This is a genomic window from Arenivirga flava, from assembly GCF_030161575.1.
In the GTDB taxonomy this organism is placed as follows: domain Bacteria; phylum Actinomycetota; class Actinomycetes; order Actinomycetales; family Microbacteriaceae; genus Arenivirga; species Arenivirga flava.
Map to the genome: position 1 here is coordinate 964,392 of NZ_BSUL01000001.1, position 23,013 is coordinate 987,404.

Annotated in this window: 21 protein-coding genes; 7 read left to right on the forward strand and 14 right to left on the reverse strand. The window is 72.8% G+C overall.

Annotated elements, in window-relative coordinates; all coding sequences use genetic code 11:
* Positions 1-89: 89 nt before the first annotated feature.
* Positions 90-2,336, reverse strand: a complete 2,247-nt coding sequence (locus QQK26_RS04755; RefSeq protein WP_284230540.1) for a polyribonucleotide nucleotidyltransferase — start codon at positions 2,334-2,336, stop codon at positions 90-92.
* A 341-nt stretch (positions 2,337-2,677) separates the two neighbouring features.
* Between QQK26_RS04755 and QQK26_RS04760 the strand changes: the two genes are divergently transcribed.
* The 4 genes from QQK26_RS04760 (at position 2,678) to QQK26_RS04775 (ending at position 4,724) form a co-directional block, all read left to right on the forward strand.
* Complete coding sequence (locus QQK26_RS04760; RefSeq protein WP_284230541.1) at positions 2,678-3,364, forward strand: GntR family transcriptional regulator; 687 nt, start codon at positions 2,678-2,680, stop codon at positions 3,362-3,364.
* Between the two features lie 63 nt (positions 3,365-3,427).
* Positions 3,428-3,724 (forward strand): hypothetical protein, encoded by a 297-nt coding sequence (locus tag QQK26_RS04765; protein WP_284230544.1) that lies wholly within the window; start codon positions 3,428-3,430, stop codon positions 3,722-3,724.
* A complete protein-coding gene (locus QQK26_RS04770) occupies positions 3,721-4,047 on the forward strand; it encodes a hypothetical protein (protein WP_284230547.1) in 327 nt (108 codons plus the stop codon). The genes QQK26_RS04765 and QQK26_RS04770 overlap by 4 nt, the downstream gene beginning before the upstream one ends.
* A 125-nt stretch (positions 4,048-4,172) precedes the next feature.
* Positions 4,173-4,724 (forward strand): type 1 glutamine amidotransferase domain-containing protein, encoded by a 552-nt coding sequence (locus QQK26_RS04775; protein WP_284230549.1) that lies wholly within the window; start codon positions 4,173-4,175, stop codon positions 4,722-4,724.
* A gap of 52 nt (positions 4,725-4,776) precedes the next feature.
* Here QQK26_RS04775 and QQK26_RS04780 read toward each other — a convergent pair whose 3' ends face one another.
* From QQK26_RS04780 to rpsO, 11 genes are all read right to left on the reverse strand, one after another.
* Positions 4,777-5,412, reverse strand: coding sequence for an FMN reductase (locus QQK26_RS04780; RefSeq protein ID WP_284230551.1), 636 nt, complete (start codon positions 5,410-5,412; stop codon positions 4,777-4,779).
* Entirely contained in the window at positions 5,412-6,599 is a 1,188-nt protein-coding gene (locus QQK26_RS04785; protein WP_284234447.1) for an LLM class flavin-dependent oxidoreductase, read from the reverse strand. Before QQK26_RS04785 ends, QQK26_RS04780 begins: the two co-directional genes overlap by 1 nt.
* 80 nt (positions 6,600-6,679) lie before the next feature.
* Complete coding sequence (locus QQK26_RS04790; protein WP_284230553.1) at positions 6,680-7,264, reverse strand: histidine phosphatase family protein; 585 nt, start codon at positions 7,262-7,264, stop codon at positions 6,680-6,682.
* Positions 7,261-8,340, reverse strand: coding sequence for an ABC transporter ATP-binding protein (locus QQK26_RS04795; RefSeq protein ID WP_284230555.1), 1,080 nt, complete (start codon positions 8,338-8,340; stop codon positions 7,261-7,263). Before QQK26_RS04795 ends, QQK26_RS04790 begins: the two co-directional genes overlap by 4 nt.
* Complete coding sequence (locus tag QQK26_RS04800) at positions 8,337-10,061, reverse strand: ABC transporter permease (protein WP_284230557.1); 1,725 nt, start codon at positions 10,059-10,061, stop codon at positions 8,337-8,339. The genes QQK26_RS04795 and QQK26_RS04800 overlap by 4 nt, the downstream gene beginning before the upstream one ends.
* A gap of 5 nt (positions 10,062-10,066) precedes the next feature.
* Positions 10,067-11,215, reverse strand: coding sequence for an ABC transporter substrate-binding protein (locus QQK26_RS04805; RefSeq protein WP_284230558.1), 1,149 nt, complete (start codon positions 11,213-11,215; stop codon positions 10,067-10,069).
* A gap of 56 nt (positions 11,216-11,271) precedes the next feature.
* Entirely contained in the window at positions 11,272-12,099 is an 828-nt protein-coding gene (locus tag QQK26_RS04810) for a MurR/RpiR family transcriptional regulator (protein ID WP_284230560.1), read from the reverse strand.
* A 154-nt stretch (positions 12,100-12,253) separates the two neighbouring features.
* Positions 12,254-13,987: a malto-oligosyltrehalose trehalohydrolase gene (gene treZ, locus QQK26_RS04815; RefSeq protein ID WP_284230562.1), complete on the reverse strand. Its 1,734-nt coding sequence runs from the start codon at positions 13,985-13,987 to the stop codon at positions 12,254-12,256.
* Positions 13,984-16,284, reverse strand: coding sequence for a malto-oligosyltrehalose synthase (gene treY, locus QQK26_RS04820; protein WP_284230564.1), 2,301 nt, complete (start codon positions 16,282-16,284; stop codon positions 13,984-13,986). The genes treZ and treY overlap by 4 nt, the downstream gene beginning before the upstream one ends.
* On the reverse strand, positions 16,281-18,434 hold the full coding sequence (glgX, locus tag QQK26_RS04825; RefSeq protein ID WP_284230570.1) for a glycogen debranching protein GlgX: 2,154 nt from the start codon (positions 18,432-18,434) through the stop codon (positions 16,281-16,283). The genes treY and glgX overlap by 4 nt, the downstream gene beginning before the upstream one ends.
* 154 nt (positions 18,435-18,588) lie before the next feature.
* A complete protein-coding gene (rpsO, locus tag QQK26_RS04830) occupies positions 18,589-18,858 on the reverse strand; it encodes a 30S ribosomal protein S15 (RefSeq protein ID WP_284230572.1) in 270 nt (89 codons plus the stop codon).
* Positions 18,859-19,001: 143 nt separating this feature from the next.
* On the opposite strand from rpsO, the gene QQK26_RS04835 reads away from it, so the two are divergent.
* Positions 19,002-19,385, forward strand: a complete 384-nt coding sequence (locus QQK26_RS04835; RefSeq protein WP_284230574.1) for a hypothetical protein — start codon at positions 19,002-19,004, stop codon at positions 19,383-19,385.
* Between the two features lie 163 nt (positions 19,386-19,548).
* Complete coding sequence (locus QQK26_RS04840; RefSeq protein WP_284230576.1) at positions 19,549-20,031, forward strand: hypothetical protein; 483 nt, start codon at positions 19,549-19,551, stop codon at positions 20,029-20,031.
* Between the two features lie 149 nt (positions 20,032-20,180).
* Here the strand turns inward: QQK26_RS04840 and QQK26_RS04845 are convergent, their stop codons facing one another.
* Positions 20,181-21,230 (reverse strand): LLM class flavin-dependent oxidoreductase, encoded by a 1,050-nt coding sequence (locus QQK26_RS04845; protein ID WP_284230578.1) that lies wholly within the window; start codon positions 21,228-21,230, stop codon positions 20,181-20,183.
* Between the two features lie 113 nt (positions 21,231-21,343).
* Positions 21,344-21,646 (reverse strand): FKBP-type peptidyl-prolyl cis-trans isomerase, encoded by a 303-nt coding sequence (locus tag QQK26_RS04850; RefSeq protein WP_348520044.1) that lies wholly within the window; start codon positions 21,644-21,646, stop codon positions 21,344-21,346.
* Positions 21,647-21,883: 237 nt separating this feature from the next.
* Between QQK26_RS04850 and QQK26_RS04855 the strand changes: the two genes are divergently transcribed.
* Entirely contained in the window at positions 21,884-22,969 is a 1,086-nt protein-coding gene (locus tag QQK26_RS04855) for a LacI family DNA-binding transcriptional regulator (RefSeq protein WP_284230580.1), read from the forward strand.
* Positions 22,970-23,013 lie beyond the last annotated feature (44 nt).

Below are 23,013 nucleotides of genomic sequence, written 5' to 3' on the forward strand. Positions count from 1 at the left end.
CCCGTCCGCGCATCCGCTCGGGCTGCACGGCACCGGAACGACGGATGCCCGCCCCGAGCGATCGGGGCGGGCATCCGGACTGCTGAGGATCAGGCCTCGGCCGGGGCCTCCTCGGAGGCCTCGTCGTCGGCGATCACCGGGGCGAGCGAGAGCTTGCCGCGTTCGTCGATCTTCGTGATCTCGACCTGGACCTTCTGGCCCACCGAGAGCACGTCGTCGACGTTCTCGACGCGCTTGCCGCCGGCGAGCTTGCGCACCTCGGAGATGTGCAGCAGGCCGTCCTTGCCGGGGCTGAGCGAGACGAAGGCACCGAAGGCGGCGATCTTGACGACCGTGCCCAGGAAGCGCTCGCCGACCTCGGGGTTCAGCGGGTTCGCGATGGCGTTGACCGCCGCGCGGGCCGCCTCGGCCGAGGGGCCGTCGACCGCGCCGATGAACACGGTGCCGTCGTCCTCGATGGAGATGTCGGCGCCGGTGTCGTCCTGGATCTGGTTGATCGTCTTGCCCTTCGGGCCGATCAGCTCGCCGATCTTGTCGACCGGGATCTGCACGCTGATGACGCGCGGCGCGGTGGGCGCCATCTCGTCGGGCGCGTCGATCGCCTGGTTCAGCACGTCGAGGATGGCGGTGCGCGCCTCCTTGGCCTGCTTCAGCGCGCCGTCGAGCACCGACGACGGGATGCCGTCGAGCTTGGTGTCGAGCTGGATCGCGGTGACGAACTCGCTGGTGCCGGCGACCTTGAAGTCCATGTCGCCGAGCGCGTCCTCGGCGCCCAGGATGTCGGTGAGCGCCGCGTAGCGGGTCTCGCCGTCGATCACGTCGGAGACGAGGCCCATGGCGATGCCGGCGACCGGGGCGCGCAGCGGCACACCGGCGTTGAGCAGCGACAGGGTCGAGGCGCAGACCGAGCCCATCGAGGTCGAGCCGTTCGAGCTCAGCGCCTCGGAGACCTGGCGGATCGCGTAGGGGAAGTCCTCGCGGCTCGGCAGGACGGGCACGAGGGCGCGCTCGGCCAGGAAGCCGTGGCCGATCTCGCGACGCTTCGGGCTGCCCACGCGGCCGGTCTCACCGGTCGAGTAGGGCGGGAAGTTGTAGTGGTGCAGGTACCGCTTCTTCGTGACGGGCGACAGCGAGTCGATCTGCTGCTCCATCTTGAGCATGTTCAGCGTGGTGACGCCCATGATCTGGGTCTCGCCGCGCTGGAACACCGCGGAGCCGTGCACGCGCGGGATGACCTGCACCTCGGCGTCGAGCGGGCGGATGTCCGCCAGGCCGCGACCGTCCATGCGGACGCCCTCGGTGAGGATGCGACCGCGGACGACCTTCTTGGTGGCCGACTTGTACGCCGCGCCGACCTGGGCGTTGGCCGCCTCGGGCAGCTCGCCCGCCTCGACCTTGGCCGCGATGGCCGCCTTGACGCGCGTCTTGAGCGCGTCGTCCGCGTCCTGGCGGGTCTGCTTGTCGGCGATCTGGTAGACGTCGACGAGCTCGGCGTGGGCCAGCTCGGAGACGGCCGCGAGCACCTCGTCGGTGTAGGGCAGGAACACCGGGTAGTCCGCGATCTCCTTGGCCGCCTGCGACGCGAGCGAGGCCTGCGCCTCGACGAGCTGCTTGATGAACGGCTTGGCGGCCTCCAGGCCCTCGGCCACGACGGCCTCGTTCGGCTTGGTGGCGCCGCCCTGGATGAGCTCCCAGGCGCCCTCGGTGGCCTCGGCCTCGACCATCATGATGGCGACGTCCTCGGAGCCGTCGGCGTTCTTGACGACGCGACCGGCGACGGTCAGGTCGAACACGGCGTCGGCGAGCTGCGAGTGCTTGGGGAAGACGACCCACTGGTCGCCGATGAGCGCGAGGCGCACGCCGGCGATCGGGCCGCTGAAGGGCAGGCCCGAGATCTGGGTCGAGGCGCTCGCGGCGTTGATCGCGAGGGCGTCGTAGAACTCGTCCGGAGCGATGCTCAGGACGGTGATGACGATCTGGACCTCGTTGCGCAGGCCGTCGACGAACGACGGGCGCAGGGGGCGGTCGATCAGGCGGCAGACGAGGATCGCCTCGGTCGAGGGGCGGCCCTCGCGGCGGAAGAACGAGCCGGGGATCTTGCCCGCGGCGTACGAGCGCTCCTCGACGTCGACGGTCAGGGGGAAGAAGTCGAAGTGGTCCTTCGGCTGCTTGCTGGCGCTCGTGGCGCTGAGGAGCATCGTCTCCTCGTCGAGGTACGCGGCGACCGCGCCCTGGGCCTGCTGCGCGAGTCGGCCCGTCTCGAAGCGGACGGTGCGCTTGCCGAACTTGCCGTTGTCGAGGACGGCTTCGGCGAACTTGATCTCGGGACCTTCCAAGGTCTCTCTCCTTCGCTGCCGGGCGCGTTGGAGCGCACGGCGTCGTGAACGGAGCAGGAGCGGGCAGGAAGGGACGCGGCACGAGGTCGCACCGGGTGTCTGCTCTGGCCAACAGTGAAAGCGCACCGTGCGAGACGGTAGACCACCACCGGTGACCAGCTTCGAGCCGGCCTGCTCCATGGAACGGTGTGAACTTGTCGGCGGCGGAGACCGCAGCCGTCGGCCAGCCTAGCAGTCGGCGGCTCCCGAGCCGCTGGGGGCCCCGGGCGGCGCGTCGAAGCGACTTGACACCTGTCGGTCGAGCCCGGATCGTAGAGGAAACACGATCCGGATGGTGAGCCATGACCCCGACCGCCCTCCGCGCGCTGCCCAGCCGGGCCGCCCTCTCCGACAGCGTCTCGGCGGCGCTCCGCGCCCGCATCGTGGACGGCAGCTACGGCCCCGGCGAGCCGGTGCGCATCGACGTCGTCGCCCGCGAGCTCGAGGTGTCGCAGACCCCGGTGCGCGAGGCGCTGGCGCGATTGGAGGCCACCGGCCTCGTCGTGCGCGAAGCGCTGCGCGGCTACCGCGTCGCTCCGCTGCAGAGCGACGAGCAGATCGACGACCTGATCGAGACCCGTCTGGCGATCGAACCGCTCGCCGCCGCGCGCACCGCCGCCGTCGCCGACCCGGCGGTGCTCGATCGGCTCGCCGAGACCATCCGCCAGCTCGACGATGTGCCCACCGACCGGGGCCGCGAGGCCACGGCCGCCTACTGGCAGTGGGACGAGCGCTTCCACGAGCTGCTCGCGGAGGGCTCCGGCAACGACTACCTGCTCGCCGCCTATCGCGCGCTGGGCGGGCACGTGCAGCGCTTCCGGCTGATGGGCGACTCCGGCGTGACGGATGCGGCGGATGCGGCGCGCGAGCACGCGGCGATCCTCGAGGCGGTCGTCTCCGGTGACGCCGAGCGCGCCGGGGCGGCGATGCGCGCGCACATCGAGGCCGTGCGCGACCGCTCGCACCGTGAGCGCGACGCCCGCAGCTGAGCCGCCTGGACGCGGGGCCGGTGGAGGCGGCCGCCCGCGGCGCGGCGCGGTAGCGTGCGCAGCGTGGACGGCATCCAGACCTTCGACGGGCGCATCGCGGGGCTCGGCACCGACTCGGGCACCCGCATCGTGCTCGGGCTGTGGCAGCGCAGCCCGCTCGGCCCATTCGCGGACGCGATGATCGAGCGGGCGGACGGCGAGCGCATCCTCGTCGCACCCGCACCCGAGATCGCCGAGCTCATCGCCGGGCTGTACGGCTTCGACCGCGTGCTCGTCGAGCCGCTGCGCGCGCGGGGCCGGGAGCGCACGCTGCAGGTGCGCTCCCCTCGCTGCGGCTGGACGTCGAGGTCGGGCGGGTGAGCCCGCTGGGCGTGCTGCTGCGCGGCGTGCCGCGGCCGGTGGCGCGGTCCTGGCGGTTCGCGGCGGCCGTGCATCCGCTCGCCCGTCTGCTCGTGCCCGGCGCGGGCACGGCGGGGTCGGCCGGAGGCGGTGCCCGCGAGTACTACGGGGTGTCGGATGCGCGCCGGATCGCGAGCGCCTCGGGCGCGTTCGAGGACCAGCCGCTCGGAGGGCTCGCGCGACTCGAACCGCCCGTGCGCTTCGGCTTCGCGCAGACCCCGGCCGCTCCGACGATGGTCGACGTGGTGACGACGGTGCGGCGCTCAGCCGACGTGCGGGACTGACCCAGGCGGCGCGGCGGCAGCGTGGAGGCGCCGTCGCGCTGCGATGCAGGCCGGACCCCGACGCCGTTCTTACCGTGGAGGCATCGCCGCTCCCCGCGGCGATCCGCGACGAAAGGACACGGACGATGACCTACGACATCACCGGCAAGGCGGTCGCCTTCCTCGCCACCGACGGCTTCGAGGACAGCGAGCTGCTCGCGCCCTGGCAGGCGGTGCTCGACGCCGGCGGCGCGCCGACGCTGGTCACGCCCGAGGCCAAGACCATCGAGGGCGAGAACGGCCACGTGCAGGAGGCCGACCTCGCGGTGACCGAGGCGGACGCCTCGGGTTTCGACGCGCTGGTGCTGCCCGGCGGCGTCGGCAACGCCGACCTGCTGCGACTCGACGAGCACGCCGTGGCCTTCGCGAAGCGCTTCTTCGAGGCCGGCAAGCCGGTCGGGGTCATCTGCCACGGCGCGTGGATCCTCACCGAGGCCGATCTGGTGCGCGGTCGCACGATGACGAGCTTCCCGTCGCTGCGCACCGACCTGCGCAACGCCGGCGCCGAGTGGGTCGACGAGGAGGTCGTCGTCGACCAGGGGCTCGTCTCCAGCCGCAACCCAGACGATCTGCCGGCCTTCAACGACAAGCTCATCGAGGAGATCGCCGAGGGCGTGCACGCGGGCCAGCACGCCTGAGACGCCGACGACGGAGGGCCCGGGGCGTCGCTCCGGGCCCTCCGTCACGCCGTCAGCCGTGCGAGGTGCCGCCGGCCAGCCCGCCCGGGCCGAGCAGCTCGCCGGCGTCGAGCGCGAACGGGTCCCAGGCCGGGCGGGTGCCGGCGTTGCGCTCCACGATGGCGGCGAACTCGGCGCCCGCGCGGTCGAGGCGATGCTGCAGACCGGTCGCGCCGCCCGCGGCCCAGTCCTCGCTCGCCGCGTACACGCCCGTCGGCGCCGTCTCGGCCTTCAGGTACGAGAACAGCGGCCGCAGCGCGTGCTCGAGCACGAGCGAGTGCCGTGCCGAGCCGCCGGTCGCGCCCATGAGCACCGGCAGTCGGGCGAAGCGCTCCGGCTCGATCACGTCCACGAAGCTCTTGAAGAGGCCGCTGAAGCTGGCGCTGAACGTCGGCGTCACGGCGATGAGGCCGTCGGCCCCGGTGACGTCGGCGATCGCGCGGTCGAGCGCGGGCGCCGGGAAGCCGGTGAGCAGGTTGTCCGTGATCTCCCGCGCGAGGTCGCGCAGCTCGATCGCGGTGACCTCGACCTCATGGCCGCGGTCGCGCAGCGCGCTCGCGGCGGCCTCGCCGAGCCGGTCGGCGAGCAACCGGCTGGAGCTGGGCTGGCTCAGGCCGCCGGAGAGGACGGTGAGGCGGATGGCGGCCATCAGCGCGCCTGCCGGCTGAAGCTCGCGCCTTGCGGCGCCTTCGGCTGCGCGGCGGCGTGACGCTCCGCATCCGCTTCGGCGATGCCGCGGGCGCGCTCGCGCGCCTCGGTGCGCCGCCCCGCGGTGGCCACCAGGGCCTCGTGCGTCGGCGCGTCGGGCACGTGCGCCGGGCGGTTCTTCGCGAACTCGGCGCGCAGCACCGGCACGACCTCCTCGCCAAGCAGGTCGAGCTGCTCGAGCACGGTCTTCAGGGGCAGGCCGGCGTGATCCATGAGGAACAGCTGGCGCTGGTAGTCGCCCACGTAGTCGCGGAAGCCGAGGGTCTTGTCGATGACCTCCTGCGGGCTGCCGACGGTGAGCGGGGTCTGGCTCGTGAAGTCCTCGAGGCTGGGGCCGTGACCGTAGACCGGGGCGTTGTCGAAGTAGGGGCGGAAGGCCCGCACCGCGTCCTGCGAGTTCTTGGCCATGAACACCTGGCCGCCGAGGCCGACGATCGCCTGGTCGGCGGCGCCGTGGCCGTAGTGCTCGAAGCGCTGGCGGTAGAGTCGCACCATCTGCGCGGTGTGGCTGGCGGGCCAGAAGATGTGGTTGGCGAAGAAGCCGTCGCCGTAGAACGCGGCCTGCTCGGCGATCTGCGGGCTGCGGATGCTGCCGTGCCAGACGAAGGGCGAGGCGCCGTCGAGCGGGCGCGGCGTGGACTGGAAGCCCTGCAGCGGCGTGCGGAAGCGGCCCTCCCAGTCGACGAACTCCTCGTCCCAGAGCCGGCGCAGCAGGGCGTAGTTCTCGAGCGCGAGCGGGATGCCCTCGCGGATGTCCTTGCCGAACCAGGGGTACACCGGACCGGTGTTGCCGCGGCCGAGGGTGAGGTCGACGCGGCCGTCGGCCACGTGCTGCAGCATCGCGTAGTCCTCGGCGATCTTCACCGGATCGTTGGTGGTGATGAGCGTCGTGGCGGTGCTGAGCTGCAGCCGCTGCGTCTTGGCGGCGATCCAGCCGAGCATCGTCGTCGGCGAGGAGGGCACGAAGGGCGGGTTGTGGTGCTCGCCGAGCGCGAAGACGTCGAGCCCGACCTCCTCGGCCTTCTGCGCGATCGCGAGGATGGCCTTGATGCGCTCGCCCTCGGTGGGAGCGGTGCCGGTGGTGGGGTCGACGGTGACGTCGCCGACGGAGAAGATGCCGAACTGCATGGGGTCCTCGCTCACTCGCCTGTTCATGCGTTTGCATGTACAGAGTAGGGCAACGGGAGCCCCTGGCCGAGTATTCCCGATCAGGCGGCGACCGGCGCGCTCAGGTTGTAGTGGCGCAGCCGGGCACCCGACGTGTCGACCTCGACAACCGTCAGGCTCGCCGCCGCGACCGGCGAGAGGTTCGCCGTGCGCAGCCCCACGAGGTGGTCGAGCGCCGCTCGGATCACGCCGCCGTGGGTCACCACGAGCACCGGACCGGGCAGCGCCGCGGCGTCGTCGAGCGCCGCGGCGACGCGCCCCGCGACCCGTTCTGGGCGCTCGCCGCCGGGCGGTACCAGCGTGCCGGCGCGCCACGCCGGGTAGTCGGCTCCGATCTCATCGGGCAGCCGCCCCTCCCACTCGCCCAGGCCGGCTTCGAGGAGGCGCTCGTCGGGGTCGGCGCGCAGGCCCCGCAGCGTGCCGGATCGGAGGAGGTCCGCGGTCTCGAGGGCCCGCGCGGCGGGCGAGACGAGCAGCGACGACGGCGACCAGCCCTCCACGAGCGTGCGCAGTCGCAGCGTCTCCTCCCGTCCCCGCTCGTCGAGGGCGATGTCCGTGCGGCCCTGCAGGCGGCGCTCGGCGGTCCAGGCGGTGCTGCCGTGCCGGACCAGGAGCAGGGCGGTCATGCCGACTCCCCCATCCGCTCGCCGTGGTCGTCGAAGAGCGCGTCGGGGCGTTCCGGCAGCTGCAGCACCGCATCGGTGCCGACCGGCCGGCGCGCATCGCCGACCACTGCGAACCGGCGGTCGCCGAGGCGCACCGTCGTGACCCAGCGTCCGGCGGCGGGGGTGCACTCCAGCACCTGGACGGTGATGCCCCGCCCGGTGGGGCTCAGCGTCGGCCGGTCGGGACGGTACATGGCCGATGCGCGGGCGCCGTCGGCGAGCTGCGGCACGGCGGCGAGCCGGACGCCCTCGCGTTCGAGGCACCCGCCGAGCACGCGGCCCTCGACGAGCACGGCAGCCGGGCTGCCGAGGAATTCGGCGACGAAGGCCGTCGCCGGGCGTTCGAGCAGATCGTCCGGCGTGCCGAACTGCTCGAGCCGGCCGTCCTTGAGCACGGCGATGTGCGTGGCCATCGCGAGCGCCTCGGTCTGATCGTGCGTGACGTAGACGCTCGTCGCTCCGCTCGCCCGGTGCACGGCGACCAGCTCGGCACGGGTGTCCACGCGCAGGCGCGCGTCGAGGTTCGACAGCGGCTCGTCGAAGAGCAGCACGCCCGGCCGCGGCGCGATGGTGCGGGCGATGGCGACGCGCTGCTGCTGCCCGCCGCTGAGCTCGCCCGGGTACCGGTCGGCGAGATGGTCGACGCCGAGCATGCCGAGCACCTCGTCGGCGCGGACGCGACGGTCACCGGCGCCCCACTTCGCCACGGTGAGCGGCCACTCGACGTTGCCGCGCACGGTCATGTGCGGCCAGAGCGCGTAGCTCTGGAACACCATGCCGATGCCGCGGCGCTCGGCCGGCACGAGGGCGCCCGTGGCGCCGTCGGCGATCACGCGGTCGCCGAAGCGGATGCGGCCGCCGGTCGGATCCTCGAGCCCCGCGATCATGCGCAACGTGGTCGTCTTGCCGCAGCCGGACGGGCCGAGCAGCACCAGGAAGGCGCCGGCGGGCAGGTCGATGCTGAGATCGTCGACGGCGGCGGGTCCGCTGCCGAAGCGCTTGGCGAGCCCGTGGAGGGCGATGGGGGCTGCGGTCATGATTCCGTCCAGGGTCGGCGCGCGCCCTGCAGGCGTCGCGCGAGCAGCGTCGCCGCGACCGACACGGCCGCGATGACGAGGGTGATGGCGTTGGCGTGCTGGGTGAAACCCTCGCTCGTGTACCGGAAGGTCTGCACCGCGAGCAGCGGCGTCGCCGGGGTGACCAGGAGCACGACGAGCGACAGGTCGCGCACCATGGTGACGAAGACGAGCATCGCGCCGCCGGTGACCCCGCGGGCCGACAGCGGCAGCAGGATGCGGCCGATCCGGCGGCCCGTGCCCGCCCCGGCGACAAGCGCTGCCTCCTCCAGCTCGTTCGAGACCTGGCCGAGGGCGCTGCGCGAGGTCTGGAAGGCGAACGGCAGGCTGGCCGCGGTGCCGGCGACGACGAGGATGGCGAACGTGCCGTAGAGCGACGGGAGCGGCCCGATCGGCGCGCCGAACTGAGCGATGAACGCCGCGCCCAGCGCGATGCCGGGGATGAGGAACGGCACGTAGGCGAGGAAGCCGATGCCCGCGCCCACGACGTTCGAGCGCACCCGGCGGACGACGTACGCGGCGACGAGTCCGAGCGCGCCGGCGCAGAGCGCGACGGATGCGCCGAGCGCGATGGTGCCCATGCCGGCCTGCAGGAGCACCGGGTCGCTCAGCACCCCGCGGAAGCCCTGCGCGATCGATGGATCGGAGGCGCCGATCCAGAAGTGCAGCGTGAATCCGCCGTCCAGATCGTTGGTGCGCCGCAGCAGCGTGCTGACCGCCAGGACGAGGCCGGGGATGATGGTGGTGGCCGTGACGAGCGCCAGGCTCGCCGCCAGCAGCGGCCAGCGCCATGGCCCGGTGCGCACGGTGCGGGCGCGGCTCGCCTTGCCGGTGATGACCGCGAAGGAGCGCCCGCGGGTGGCCCGGTTGCCGAGGTACAGCACGACGGCGGCGACGAGCACGAGCAGGATCGCGAGCACGTAGCCGCGCTCCGTGTCGCCCGTCGAGATCGCCCCGTAGAGCCGGGTGCTGAGGGTCTGGAAGCGCACGGGCAGACCGAGCAGCGCCGGCACCGCGAAGTTGCTGATGCCCTCGGCGAAGGCGAGCAGGAAGCCGGACAGCAGCGCGGGGGCGACCGCCGGGAGCGCGATGCGTGCGGCGACCCGCGCCCGCGAGGCGCCGGTGAGCTCGGCGGCCGCGATGAGGTCGCCGCCGATGCCCGCGAGCGCCGCCGCGACGACCACGAAGCTCAGCGAGTAGTAGTGCGCCACGAGCGTGAGGGTGACCGGCAGCGCACCCCAGGAGAGGGCGTCCGGCACCGCGACGCCCAGGGAGGCGAGCAGGCCCGGGTTGCCACCGAGGCGGTCGTTGCGGAACACGCTCTCCCAGGCCAGCGCGATCGCGAAGCTCGGCAGAGCGAAGGGGATCGTCGCGAGGACGCCGATGATCCTCCGCCCCGGAACGTCGCTCATCACGACCACCCAGGCGAGGAAGCCGCCGAGCAGGGTCGAGATCAGCCCGGTGCCGATCGCGACGAGTAGCGAATTGCCGAGCGGCTGCCAGAACAGGTTCTGGCTGAGCGAGCTCGCCAGCACGTCGGCCCAGGAGCCGCCACCGTCCTCGCGGACGGTGGCGGCGACCAGGCCGGCGAGCGGAGCGGCGACCAGCACCACGAGCACCGCCGCGACGAGCAGGGCGATCCACGTGATCGGCCTCGCGAAGATCGTGGAGAGGCGCCGCACGGCGATCACTGGATCGTCAGCAGGAAGTCGGCGACGTCGCCGCGCGCCTCGGCGGTGCGCTGCGGGTCGATGATCCACGCGCCGAGCTCGTCGAGGGAGACCGCGTCGGCGGGCGCTGCGATGTCGTCACGGGTCGGGTAGTCGCCCGCGACGTAGAACGGCTCGAACGCCGACCCTCCGGTCTCCGAGTCGTCGCCCATCATGAAGTCGATGAGCAGACGCGCGGCGGCGGGGTTCGCGGGCTCCGCCGTGAGGCCGAGCATGGCCGGGAACACGATGCCGGGGCTCGGCACGACGTCCGCGGCCACCTGCAGCGCCCATCCCTCGTCCTCGTTGTCGCGGCGGTCCGAGTAGGAGGTGAAGCCGACGGGCGGGTCCTCCTGGCCGGTGGCGCCCACGGCGGCATTGACGTTGTCGGTGTCGTCGGTGAGGATCGCGTCGTTCGCGTACAGGTCCTTCAGGAACTGCAGGCCCGCGTCCGGCACGCCGTCCTCGAGCTCGATGGCCTCGCCGAAGTGCGCCTCGTACGCCTCGGCCATCGCGTCGGCCTGCAGGGACAGCTCGGTGGCCAGGTCGAGGTAGTCGCCGCGCACGTTCGGGTCGACGAGCACGACCTCGCCGGCCCAGGCGGGCTCGGTGAGCTCCCAGAGGTTCTCGACCGGCGCGCCGTCGGGGTGGGCCTGCTCGTTGTACATGAGCACCTTCGTGGAGAGCCGGTTGGAGACCAGCGGCGTCCGGTACTCCTCGGCCAGCGAGCCGGTGACGCGCTCGGGCACGTACGGCAGCAGCACGCCCTCGTCGACGAGCTCGGTGATCACGACGGGCGCGTCGGAGACGTAGGCGACGTCGGCGGTGGCACTGCCGGCGGCGTGCTCGCTGGCGAGACGCTGGATCTGCTCGGTCGACGAGATGTCGGTCGCGACGACGTCGATGCCGGGGTACTCGGCCTCGAACGCCTCCTCCACCGTGGCGATACGGCTCGTGAAGGCGTAGACCGAGACCTCGCCCTCCTCGATGGCGAGCTCGATGAGCTCCTCGTGGCTCAGCGAGGCGAAGTCGATCGCCTCCTCGGACTCGGCCGGTGCTGCGCACGAGGCGAGCACGAGGGCCAGGGGCGCCGCGGCGACGGCGGCCCAGCGGATGCGGTGCTGCATGGTGTCCTGCTCTCTCTTCGAGTGATGTCGGGTACTGCAGGGTCGGATGGATGCGGTCAGGCCTCGAAGCGCTCGAGGAGCACGCCGAGCCGGTCGAGGGCGCCGAGCGCGCGCTCGGGCGCGCGGCGGGCGATCGTGAGCACGAGGGCGTTGCTGATCGCCATCGGCACGGTGAGCGAGAGGAAGGCGTCGCCGGCGCCCCGGGGCGCCGCGACGATGCGGTCGGGGCGCGGGGTCATCGCGAGCAGCGTGTCGGTCACGACGACGCTGTGCGCGCCCGCGGCCTCGGTGACGCGCAGCAGCGGCGCGAGCCCGCCGGGCATGCGCCGGAAGGCGAAGGCGATGAGCACGTCACCGTCGCCGACGGCCGCGGCGCGCTCGGCGAGGTCCCGGCGCGAGCCGGTGATGGGGTTGCCGACGATGCCGTAGCGCTGCAGGCGGCGGCCGAGCTGCTCGACGAGCACCGTCGCGTTGCCCTGGCCGAAGAGGTGCACCCGACGCGCCGCGAGCACACGCTCGGCGAGGTCGTCGAGGTCGGCCTGCGCGACGTGGCGGGGCAGCTCGGCGAGGGCGGCCAGCTCGCCCTGCACCAGCTCGTCGAGCACGTCGCCCTCGCCGATGAGACGCCCGCGCACGCGCTGGGATGGGCCGTCGCCGGCGAGGTAGTCCTGACGCAGCGCGTCGCGCAGCTCGGGGTAGCCGTCGAAGCCGAGCCGCTGGGCCAGCCGGGTCGCCGCGGACTGGTGCAGACCGAGCGGCTCGGTGAGCTCCTGCGCGCGCCAGAACGCCGCCTCGGCGGGCTGCATCTGCAGCACCGCGACGAGGCGGCGGTCGGTGTCGGTGAGCCTGTGGCCGGCGGCCTGGGCGATCTCGCTGATGAGCACGCGGCGACGCTATGAGCAATTCCGCTTGCGATGGGTGCAAGCGGTGCACGTTCACGTGCCGTTCATCGCCGGGGAACCGTAACGTCGTCGAACGGGGCTCGGGCCGCCCGTTCGGAGTGCGGACGAGCGGCCCGAGCGGCACCGACGAGACGGGTCAGCGCAGGACGGCGACCGATCGCGACGGCAGCGCGAGGGAACCTCCGTCGAGGCGGGTGCCGCCGAACTCGGCTAGCACCTCCCCCTCCGCCGGCAGCTGCGCGGCCGCATCGCCGAGGTTGATCGCGATCCGCACCGCGCCGCGGTGCAGCACGAGGGTGCGCGCCGACTCGTCGAGCTCGACGCGCGTGCGCCCGAGGCGGGGGTCCGTGACGTCCGGCAGGTCCCGCCGCAGGCGGGCGAGGGTGCGGTACCACTCCAGCATCCGCGCTCCGCGCTCCCCCTCCGTCTCGCTCCAGTCGAGCTTGGCGCCCGTGAACGACGCGGGGTCCTGCGGGTCCGCGATCTCGGACTCGTCCCAGCCCATCCGCTCGAACTCCTCGATGCGCCCCTTGCGAGTCGCCTCGCCGAGCTCCTCGTCGGGGTGCGACGTGAAGAACGGCCACGGCGTCGAAGCTGCGAACTCCTCGCCCATGAAGAGCATGGGCGTGAAGGGGCCGAGCAGCGTGAGCGCCGCGGCGATCGCGAGCGAGCCGTCGTCCAGGCTGGCCGTGAGGCGGTCGCCCGCGGCGCGGTTGCCGATCTGGTCGTGGTTCTGGTTCGCCACGACCAGGCGCCAGCCCGGCGTCGTGCTGCGGTCGATCGGCGCGCCGTGGTGGCGTCCCCGGAAGGTGGAGAGGGTGCCGTCGTGGAAGAAGCCGCGCTCGAGCACCTTGCCGAGCGCGCTCAGCGGCTCGAAATCGGCGTAGTAGCCCTGCGTCTCGCCGGTGAGCGCCACGTGCACGGCGTGGTGGAAGTCGTCGCTCCACTGCCCGTCCATGCCCAGGCCGCCGCGGTCGCGCGGCGTGATCATGCGCGGGTCGTTGAGATCCGACTCGGCGATCAGGCTCAGCGGCCGGCCGAGCTGCGCCTCGAGCACCGCCACTTCGTCGGCGATCTCGGCGAGGATGTGCACCGCACGGTGGTCGACCAGCGCGTGCACCGCATCGAGGCGCAGGCCGTCGACGTGGAAGTCGCGCAGCCACATGCGGATGTTGTCGAGCACGAGACGGCGCACCTCGTCGCTGCCGTCGCCGTCGAGGTTGAGCGAGTCGCCCCAGGTGTTCGAGCTCAGCGAGTGCAGGTAGGGCCCGTACTTCGGCATGTGGTTGCCGCTCGGGCCCAGGTGGTTGTAGACGACGTCCTGGATGACGCCGAGACCGGCCGCGTGGCAGGCGTCCACGAAGCGGCGGTAGGCCGCCGGCCCGCCGTAGCCCTCGTGCACCGTGAACCACAGCACGCCGTCGTAGCCCCAGTTGTGGGTGCCGTTGAAGCCGTTGACGGGCAGCAGCTCCACGAAGTCGACGCCGATCGAGCGCAGGTGCGGCAGCTTCGCGATGGCGGCATCGAGCGTGCCCTCGGGCGTGAACGTGCCGAGGTGCAGCTCGTAGACGACGCCGCCGGCGAGCGGACGGCCGTGCCAGTCGCCGTCGCGCCACTCGTGCGGCTCGCGGTCGAGCGCACTGAGCTCGTGCACGCCGCCGGGCTGACGCCGCGAGCGCGGGTCGGTGAACGGCCCCTCGCCGTCGAGCACGTAGCCGTAGGGCTCATCGCTCGGCGGCTCCTCGCTGCGCCACCAGCCGTCGGCGACGGCGGTCATCGCCAGCCGGCGGTCGCCGAGCTGCAGCTCGACCTCCCGCGCGTTCGGCGCCCAGACGGCGTAGGGGGTCTCGGTGAGACGGGGCTCGATCATGCATCCGCTCCTTCGGCGATGGTCAGCAGGGCCGCGGGGTAGCGCGCGAGCAGCTCGGCGACGGGTACGACGCCGCCGCTGAACTCGGTACCGGTGATCGCGTCGATCAGGCGCGTGCCGGGCAGCTCGACGACGGTGCCGCCCCAGCCCCCGGCCTGCTCGAGCGTGGCGGGCAGGCGGGTTGCGAGTGCGATCGCGCCGCCGCGGTCGAAGGCGACGAGGTGCTCCGCCCGCTCGCCGACGGCGCTCAGCGCCCGGTAGCGGTCGAAGCGCTCGGGGTGCTCGCGGCGCAGGCGCAGTGCGCGGCTGGTCACGAGCAGCTTGGCGGCGCCCTCGGCGTCGACCTCCGGCAGCCATCCGTCCTCGAGCCGGGTGAGCAGCTCGCGCCGCGTCGCGAAATCGACCGGCCTGCGGTTGTCCGGGTCGACGAGCGAGGTCTCCCACAGCTCGGCGCCCTGGTAGACGTCCGGGAAGCCCGGGCCGGCCAGCTGCAGCAGCTTGGCCGACAGCCCGTTCGCGCGGCCGGCGGGCTCGAGCGCGGCGACGGTGCGCTCGATCACGGCGCGCACGCGCTCGTCGTCGAAGGCGGCGTCGACGGCGGCGTGCATCCGCTGCTCGAAGGCCTCGTCGGGGGCGGTCCAGGTCGTGGAGGCCCCGGCCTCGCGCGAGGCCTTCTCGGCGTAGGCGTGCAGCCGCTCGCGGCTCGCCGGCCACGCCCCGACAACGGCCTGCCAGAGCAGGTTCTCGAAGGCGCCGTCGCCGATCGGGGCGAGGCGGTGCAGCTCGCCCACCGCGCTCGCCCAGAGCTCGGTGCGCTCCGCCAGCGCCGTGATGCGAGCGCGCACATCCTCGCCGCGCTTTGTGTCGTGGGTCGAGAGCGTGGTCATCGAGTGCGGCATGCTCGCCTGACGCTCGGCCTGCGCCGCGTGGAAGCGGTCCAGGCCGAAGGCGAACTCGCTCGGGTCGGCGCCCACCTCGTTGAGGCTGGTGAGGCGGTTGAAGCGGTAGAACGCGGTGTCCTCCACCCCCTTCGCCATGACCATGCCGCTCGTCTGCTGGAAGCGGCGGGCGGCCGGATGCGCGGGGTCGGCGAGCACTGCGGCGACCGAGGCGATCGGCTCGGCCAGGTCGGGCCGGAACAGCCGCGCGCTCGCGACGGCCTCATCGAGGTGGTGCTGGCCGTAGGGCAGGTAGGAACGGTAGACGGGGAAGCAGGCGAGCAGCTCCGCGAGCGCGTCGTCCGCCTGCGGCACCTCGGGGATCAGCCGCGCCAGGCGCAGCACCTCGCTGCGCAGGATGCCGTCCGCGATCATCCGCTTCGTGCCGTGGATCAGGCGCGGCCAGGTCTCACCGGGGGCTCCGGCGAGGTCCGCGTCGATCACGTCGAGGGCGTGCTCGGCCTGCGGGGCCACGAGCACCCGGTCGACGACGGCGAGGGCGTCGTAGCCGCTCGTGCCCTCGGTGGCCCAATGCGGCGGCAGCACCTCGCCGGGCTCGAGGATCTTCTCCACCCAGACCGGCGCGCCGCCGGTCAGGCGGGCGAGGTCGTCGAGGTAGCCGCCCGGATCGGCGAGACCGTCCGGGTGGTCGACGCGCAGGCCGTCGGCGAGCCCGTCGTCGAACCATCGCTTGATCTCGGTGTGGCTCTCGTCGAACACCGCCGGGTCCTCGACGCGCACGCCGGCGAGCGTGTTCACGGCGAAGAAGCGCCGGTAGTTCAGGTCGGCGTCCGCTCGCTGCCAGTGCACCAGCTCGTAGTGCTGGCGGTCGTGGACCTCGCGGCCGGTGCCCTCGCCGGTGCCCGGCGCGATCGGGAGGCGGTGGTCGTAGTAAACCAGCTCGTCGCCCTCGACGGTCAGCGCGTCGAGGTCGTCGGTCGAGCCGAGGACGGGGATGCGGATGCGCCCGCCGCCGGCGGCCCAGTCGACGTCGAAGGCGGCGGCGTACGGCGACGACCGGCCCTCGCGCAGCAGGCTCCACCACCAGGGGTTCTGCTGCGCCGTGGCGACGCCCTGGTGGTTGGGGACGATGTCGACGAGCACGCCGAGGCCGATGGCGTGGGCGGCCTCGGCCAGCCGGGTGAACGCCTCGGGACCGCCGCGGGACGCGTCGATGCGCGTCGGGTCGGTTACGTCGTAGCCGTGCCCCGACCCCTCCTCCGCCTGCAGGATCGGCGAGAGGTACACCCATCCGACACCGAGGTCGCGCAGGTAGGGCAGCAGCTCGCGTGCCGCATCGAGATCGAAGTCCGCCGTGATCTGCAGGCGGTAGGTCGAGCTGGGACGCTCCTCGATCACCGCTGCTCCTCGCCCTCGGCCTCGACGCCGGCGAGATCGATCGCGCCGGTCGGCACGGCCTCCACCGTGTAGGCGCCGTCCGGCACGGGCTCGTCGGTGTCGCTCAGCGAGACGCCGACCCACTTCGAGCGCAGCAGGGTGAAGGAGAGGTCGCGCACCAGCAGCGTGCTGACCGGGGCCGAGACGCGCTGCTCCGTGTCGGTCGACACCTCGAGCGTCCACTCCTCGCCGGGCGCGGGTGCCACGGTGAACTCCACCACGTTGCGGGCCGCGTTGAGCAGGATGGCGAACGAGTCGCAGCCGGTGTTGCCGACGTGGATCTGGATGGCGCGCACCTCGGGGTTCGCCCAGTCGCCGTCCTCGAACGGCTGGCCGTCCGCGCGGAGCAGCTGCACCGTCGCATCCGAATCCCGGTCCGGCGCCTGGCGGAACCAGTCGGGGCGCAGCGCGGGCTCCGCCTGCCGCAGCGCGATGAGGCGGGTGGTGAACGCGAGCAGGTCCTCGTCGACGTTGTCCCAGTCGAACCAGGAGATCTCGTTGTCCTGGCAGTAGGCGTTGTTGTTGCCCTGCTGCGTGCGGCCCAGCTCGTCGCCGCCGAGGATCATCGGGATGCCCGCCGAGAGCAGCAGCGTGCCGAGCATGTTGCGTCGCTGGCGCTCGCGCAGCTCGAGCACCTCGGCGTCGTCGGTCTCGCCCTCGACGCCGTAGTTGTTGCTCGTGTTGTGGCTCTCGCCGTCGCGGTTGTCCTCGCCGTTCGCGTCGTTGTGCTTCTCGGCGTAGGCCGTGAGGTCGTGCAGCGTGAAGCCGTCGTGCGCGGTGATGAAGTTGACGCTCGAGAGCGGCGAGCGGCGCGAGGCCTCGTAGACGTCGGGGCTGCCGAGGACGCGGTCGGTTACGGTGCCCAGCACGGTGCCCTCGCCGTTCCAGAACTCGCGCACGTCGTCGCGGAAGCGCCCGTTCCACTCCGACCACTCGGGCGGGAAGCCGCCCACCTGGTAACCGGCCACGTCCCACGGCTCCGCGATGAGCTTCACCTTCGACAGCACGGCGTCCTGGTGCACCAGCGTCAGGAAGGCGCTGTGCTTGTCGGGGTCGCCGTCCTGGCGGGTCAGGGTGGTCGCGAGGTCGAAGCGGAAGCCGTCGACGTGCATCTCGGTCACCCAGTAGCGCAGCGAGTCCATGATGAGGCGCAGCGCCGCGGGGTGGCCGACGTTGACACTGTTGCCGGTGCCGGTCGTGTCGAAGTAGTGGCCGCGATCGCCGTCGACCAGGCGGTAGTAGGCCGCGTTGTCGATGCCCTTGAAGGAGAGCGTCGGGCCGAGGTGGTTGCCCTCGGCGGTGTGGTTGTAGACGACGTCGAGGATGACCTCGAGGCCCGCCTCGTGCAGGGCCTTGACCATGGCCTTGAACTCGTCGACCTGGCCGCCCTCGTCGCCGGCGGCGGCGTAGTCGCCCTGCGGTGCGAAGAAGCCGATGGAGTTGTAGCCCCAGTAGTTGCGCAGGTCCTTCTCCTCGAGGTGGCTGTCCTGCACGAACTGGTGCACGGGGAGCAGCTCGACGGCGGTGACGCCGAGGTCCTTGAGGTGCTTGATCGCCTCGGGGTGCGCGAGGCCCGCGTAGGTGCCGCGCAGCTCCTCGGGGATGCGCGGGTGCCGCTTGGTGAAGCCCTTCACGTGCACCTCGTAGACGACGGTCTCGCTGGCCGGGGTGCGCGGGGCGTGGTCGTCGCCCCAGTCGAAAGAGGTGGGGTCGGTCACGACGGAGAGCGGCACCATGCCGGCGCTGTCCTCCTCGTTCATCGTCTCGGGCTCCTCGTGGAGGTGGCCGAAGACCGCGGGGCCCCAGGTGTACTCGCCGCTGATCGCGGTGGCGTGCGGGTCGAGCAGCACCTTGTTCGCGTTGTGGCGGAGTCCCTCCTCGGGCCTCCACGGCCCGTGCACGCGGAAGCCGTACTTGGTACCGGGCGTCAGCTGCGGCACCAGATCGTGGAAGACATAGCCGGTGCGGTAGCGCAGCGGGATCCGCTCCTCCCCCGCATCCGTGAAGACGCTGACCTCGACGGCCTCGGCGGTCTCGGTGTAGACCGCGACGTTGGCGGTTCCATCGCGGAGTGAGACTCCGAGCGGGTAGGGACGGGACGGCACGCTCATGCAGGGTTCCTCTCGGGCGGTGGCTCGATCCTGCCGCAGCGCCCTCCTCCGCTCGCGAATCGGTGGGCGCGCGTCCAGCTGGAGGTCCGGGAACGCGGAACGGGCCGCCTCCCCGAGGGGAGACGGCCCGTCCGTCAAGAAGTGCTGGTCGGTATCAGCGGCGCAGACCGAGGCGCTCGATGAGCGAACGGTAGCGGTTGATGTCGACGTCGGCGAGGTAGCCGAGCATGCGGCGGCGCTGACCCACGAGGAGCAGCAGGCCACGACGCGAGTGGTGGTCGTGCTTGTGCCCCTTGAGGTGCTCGGTGAGGTCGCGGATGCGCTGGGTCATCAGGGCGACCTGGACCTCGGGCGAACCGGTGTCTCCGGGCTGGGTAGCGTACTCGTCGATGATCGCCTTCTTGACGCTTGCTTCCAGTGCCATAGATGGGACCCCTTCCTCACTCGTTGCGCGGCGCCCATCGCCTGATGCGTGAGCTCTCTTCATCCGCGGCCGATCGAACGGCAACCTTGCAAGGGTAGCACCGATTCCGCGCGCGATCCGTCGCACCGTGCCACGCTGAGGCCATGGAGCGCACCGTCGACTACGCCGCCTTCGATGAGACCACCGACAGGGCCGCCGTGCGGGCCTTCCGGCGCGCGCAGGGCGGCGGTGTCGAGCTGCCGGCGATCGTCGGTGTGGTGCTCCTGGTCGCGGTGATCGCGTTCGTCACCGTCGTGGGCACCGTGGTGATCGGCGCGAACGCCGCCCTCGGCGGCGCCGGTCCGCTCGGCGGTCTGGGATTCGCCCTGCCCTTCGCCGCGGTGCTGGTCCTCGCCGTGGTCGCGGTGACGCGTCGCGGTGCCGCCGGCGGCACCAGCTGGGCCGACCGCTACCGCCTGGACCGCTTCGCGCGGGCGAACGGCTTCGTCTACGCGCACCGCTCCCCGCGCCGCGGTACCCGGGCATGATCTTCCAGACCGGTGTCAGCGGCAGAGCGTCGACCACCTCCGATCCGCCGACGGCCGCTTCGTCGACCTCGGCAACTACCGGTACACGACCGGCAGCGGCAAGAACCAGCGCACGCGCACCTGGGGCTTCCTGGCGGTCAGCCTGGATCGCGCGCTGCCGCACATGGTGCTCGACGCGAGGGCCAACGACCAGCTGCTCGGATCGAGCCTGCCGGTGAGCCTCGGCCGGCGGCAGCGCCTCTCGCTCGAGGGCGACTTCGACCGCCACTTCACGCTCTACTGCCCCGAGGAGTACGAGCGCGATGCGCTGTACGTCTTCACCCCGGACCTCATGGCCCTGCTCATCGACGAGGCAGGGGCGTTCGACGTCGAGATCGTCGACCGCTGGCTCTTCGTGTACTCCCCGACCCCGCTGCCGATGGGCCGCGCGGCGGTGGTGCAGCGGATGCTGCGCATCGTCGACACGGTCGGCGCGAAGGCGATCTCGCAGACGGACCGCTACCGCGACGAGCGGGTCGGCGACTTCGGCGCGAACGCCGTGGCACCGCAGGGCCGCCGGCTCCGTCGGGGCGTGCCGATGGCGGTCATCGGCATCGCGGCGGCCGTGATCGGATGGCAGGTGCTGGCGGCGGTCCTCTCGCGCTGAGGTGCGGGCGGTGCGACGTGATGCGGCGAGCCGCCCCAGATCGGCGCGATGCGGTCGCCTCCAGGCCGTCGAAGCGGTCGAACTCCACCGACCTGCGTCGGAGGAGCGAAGCATGGGTGCAGAGGGGTGTGATCCCTGGGTCCGGAGGGTCAGGCGCGCAATGCGTCGGCGACGAGCTCGAGGGTGCGCGCCCGCGCTCCCGCCGCGTCCATCGGCTCGGCCTCGCGGGCGCCCGCGACCGGCGACAGCATGACCTCGTCCACCCCGAAGCGGGCGGCGAGGGTGCGCAGCTGCTCGGCCGCCGCATCCGCCTCACCGATCACCCAGCGCTCGCGCATGCTCGCGATGAGGCTCTCGTGGTGCGGCTGCAGCGCGACGGCCTGCGCCTCCTCGACGGTCGGCATCGCGGTCATCGGCTCGCCGGAGCGCAGCCGGGCCATCTGCAGCAGCTGCGGCAGCGCGAGCGCGCGGGCCTCGGCATCCGTGTCGGCCACCACGGTGTTCACGGTGAGGAACGTGCGCGGGGCGTCGATCGCGCCGGGCCGGAACTCGCCGCGGTAGATGGCGAGCGCCTGCTCGGTGCCCTCGCCCGAGAAGTGGTGGGCGAACACGTACGGCAGGCCGAGCTTCGCCGCGAGGCGGGCCGAGTAATCGCTCGAGCCGAGCAGCCAGACGGTGGGCACGCTGCGGGCCCTGGGGGTGGCCCGGACGGTGTAGGTGCGGCCGCTCGTGAGCGAGAGCTCGGCGCCGTCGGCGCTGGCGAGCAGCGCGATGTCCTCGACGTAGCGCGGGAACTGCTCCACGTCGCTGCCACCGCCCGAGCTGCGCAGCAGCGCGGTGATGACCGGGTCGCTGCCGGGCGCACGGCCGAGGCCGAGATCGATGCGGCCCGGGGCGATGGCCTCGAGGGCGGCGAACTGCTCGGCGACGACGAGCGGGGCGTGATTCGGCAGCATCACGCCACCGGAGCCCAGCCGGATCCGCGAGGTGCGTGCGGCGGCCGCGGCGATGAGCACCGGCGGGGTGGTCGAGCCCACCGACAGCATGTTGTGGTGCTCGGCGTACCAGAAGCGCTCGTAGCCGAGCCGCTCGGCGGCGTCCACGAGCGCGAGGCTGGAGGCCACGGCCTGGGCGGAATCCTGCCCGGTGCGCACCGGCACCAGGTCGAGCACGGAGAGGGCGAGCTGCTGCTGAGTCATCGACAGGCCCAACCGAGCGGATGCGCGCCGCATTCCGCGCGCACGTCGCCGGCCGCGGAATGAGCGACGGCCCGCCGCTCCGGGAGGAGCGACGGGCCGTCGAGGAGCCTGCGTCAGGCGCCGAGCAGGTCGATCACGAAGATCAAGGTGCGGCCGGAGAGGCGGTGGCCGCTGCCGGCGGGGCCGTAGGCGAGCTCCGGCGGGCAGACGAGCTTGCGGCGTCCGCCGACCTTCATGCCGGGGATGCCCTGCTGCCAGCCCGCGATGAGGCTCGTGAGCGGGAACTCGATCGACTGGCCGCGGCCCCACGACGAGTCGAACTCCTCGCCGGTCTCGTAGTCGACGCCGAGGTAGTGCACCTCGACCTTGGCGCCGGGCTGCGCCTCGGCGCCGTCGCCGACGATGAGGTCGGTGATCTCGAGCGAGGTGGGCGCGGGGCCCTCGGGGGCGTCGAGCTCGGGCTTGGTGCGGGGGTCTCAGTCATGGCTCCATCCAACCGCTCGCGCCGACGGGCGTCAAAGCGGCGGCCGGCAGCCGGGGCCGGTTCCCAGTGGATGCGCTTACACGGCGCGTAGGATGCGCCGGTGAGCGCCCGCTACGGCGGCGGGCCCGCAGAGCAGCCGGTCCCGGTCCGGCCGTCCCGAGGAGGCAGCATGGCGCCGCCGAACGCCCCCACCGTCTACGACGTCGCCGAGCGGGCGGGCGTGTCGATCGCCACGGTCTCCCGCGTGCTGCGCACCCCGGAGGCGGTCAAGCAGAGCACCCGCGAGCGCGTGCTCGCGGTCGTGCAGGAGCTCGGCTACGTGCCCAGCGCCAGCGCGCGCGGCCTCGCAGGCCGACGCACCGGCGCACTCGGCCTGTTCATCCCGGGCCACGAGGCGATCGACGATCCCGTCGAGGCGCACGCGACGGGGACGGGCGTGCGCATCATCGACGACCGCACCGGCTCCGCCAGCCGGCACCGCGGGTTCCGCGCCGACTACTTCGACGAGCTGCTGCGCGGCGCCGAGCTGGAGGCCTGGCGCAGCGGCCACGCGCTCATGATCGGCGCGGGTCGCGGCGACGGCTCGATCGACGACCTGGCCGGACGGGTCGACGGGCTCGCCATCGTCGCGAGCACCGTCAGCGACGAGGCGGTCGAGCGCCTCGCGGCGCGACTGCCGGTCGTGCTGCTGGCCGGCGGCCGCAACGAGCTGCCCGTCGACCACCTCGCCGTCGACAACCGCGCCGGCATGCGCGCAGTCGCCGAGCACGCGCTGCGCGTCCGCGGTCCTGGCGCGGTGCTCGTGCTCGCGGGACCGATCGACTCCCCCGACGCCGAGGAGCGGCGCCAGGGCGTGCGCGACGCGCTCGCCGCGCACGGCGCCCGCCTCGACGCGCAGCATGACGACGGGCTCTTCACCCGGGATCGCGGGCGCGAGCGCACCGCGGAGGCACTGGCCGGCGGTCCGCTCGGCGCCGTCATCGCCGCCAACGACCAGCTGGCGCTCGGTGCGCTCGACGCGCTGCTCGATGCGGGTGCGGCCGTGCCCGAGCAGTGCGTCGTGACGGGCTTCGACGGCATCGAGGAGGCACGGCTCGCGCGCCCGCCGCTGACCACGGTGGCGCAGCCCATGGAGGCGCTGGGCCGCACCGCGATCCGCACCCTGCTGGCCCGCATCGCCGAGCCGCAGCGCGCGCGTTCGGACGAGCGGATGCCAGTGACGGTGGTGCTGCGGGAGTCCTGCCCGCCCGCCTGAGCGGGCGGCCGCATCCGCTCGCGCGTTCCTGGAGATCTGCCGGA

What these genes read in the sequence shown, in the direction of transcription:
- QQK26_RS04760 (WP_284230541.1), top strand. Translation starts at nt 2,678, where the DNA reads ATGACCCCGACCGCCCTCCGCGCGCTGCCCAGCCGGGCCGCCCTCTCC.
- QQK26_RS04775 (WP_284230549.1), top strand. Translation starts at nt 4,173, where the DNA reads ATGACCTACGACATCACCGGCAAGGCGGTCGCCTTCCTCGCCACCGAC.
- QQK26_RS04780 (WP_284230551.1), bottom strand. Translation starts at nt 5,412, where the DNA reads ATGGCCGCCATCCGCCTCACCGTCCTCTCCGGCGGCCTGAGCCAGCCC.
- QQK26_RS04785 (WP_284234447.1), bottom strand. Translation starts at nt 6,599, where the DNA reads ATGCAGTTCGGCATCTTCTCCGTCGGCGACGTCACCGTCGACCCCACC.
- QQK26_RS04790 (WP_284230553.1), bottom strand. Translation starts at nt 7,264, where the DNA reads ATGACCGCCCTGCTCCTGGTCCGGCACGGCAGCACCGCCTGGACCGCC.
- QQK26_RS04795 (WP_284230555.1), bottom strand. Translation starts at nt 8,340, where the DNA reads ATGACCGCAGCCCCCATCGCCCTCCACGGGCTCGCCAAGCGCTTCGGC.
- QQK26_RS04805 (WP_284230558.1), bottom strand. Translation starts at nt 11,215, where the DNA reads ATGCAGCACCGCATCCGCTGGGCCGCCGTCGCCGCGGCGCCCCTGGCC.
- treZ (WP_284230562.1), bottom strand. Translation starts at nt 13,987, where the DNA reads ATGATCGAGCCCCGTCTCACCGAGACCCCCTACGCCGTCTGGGCGCCG.
- glgX (WP_284230570.1), bottom strand. Translation starts at nt 18,434, where the DNA reads ATGAGCGTGCCGTCCCGTCCCTACCCGCTCGGAGTCTCACTCCGCGAT.
- rpsO (WP_284230572.1), bottom strand. Translation starts at nt 18,858, where the DNA reads ATGGCACTGGAAGCAAGCGTCAAGAAGGCGATCATCGACGAGTACGCT.
- QQK26_RS04835 (WP_284230574.1), top strand. Translation starts at nt 19,002, where the DNA reads ATGGAGCGCACCGTCGACTACGCCGCCTTCGATGAGACCACCGACAGG.
- QQK26_RS04840 (WP_284230576.1), top strand. Translation starts at nt 19,549, where the DNA reads ATGGTGCTCGACGCGAGGGCCAACGACCAGCTGCTCGGATCGAGCCTG.
- QQK26_RS04845 (WP_284230578.1), bottom strand. Translation starts at nt 21,230, where the DNA reads ATGACTCAGCAGCAGCTCGCCCTCTCCGTGCTCGACCTGGTGCCGGTG.
- QQK26_RS04855 (WP_284230580.1), top strand. Translation starts at nt 21,884, where the DNA reads ATGGCGCCGCCGAACGCCCCCACCGTCTACGACGTCGCCGAGCGGGCG.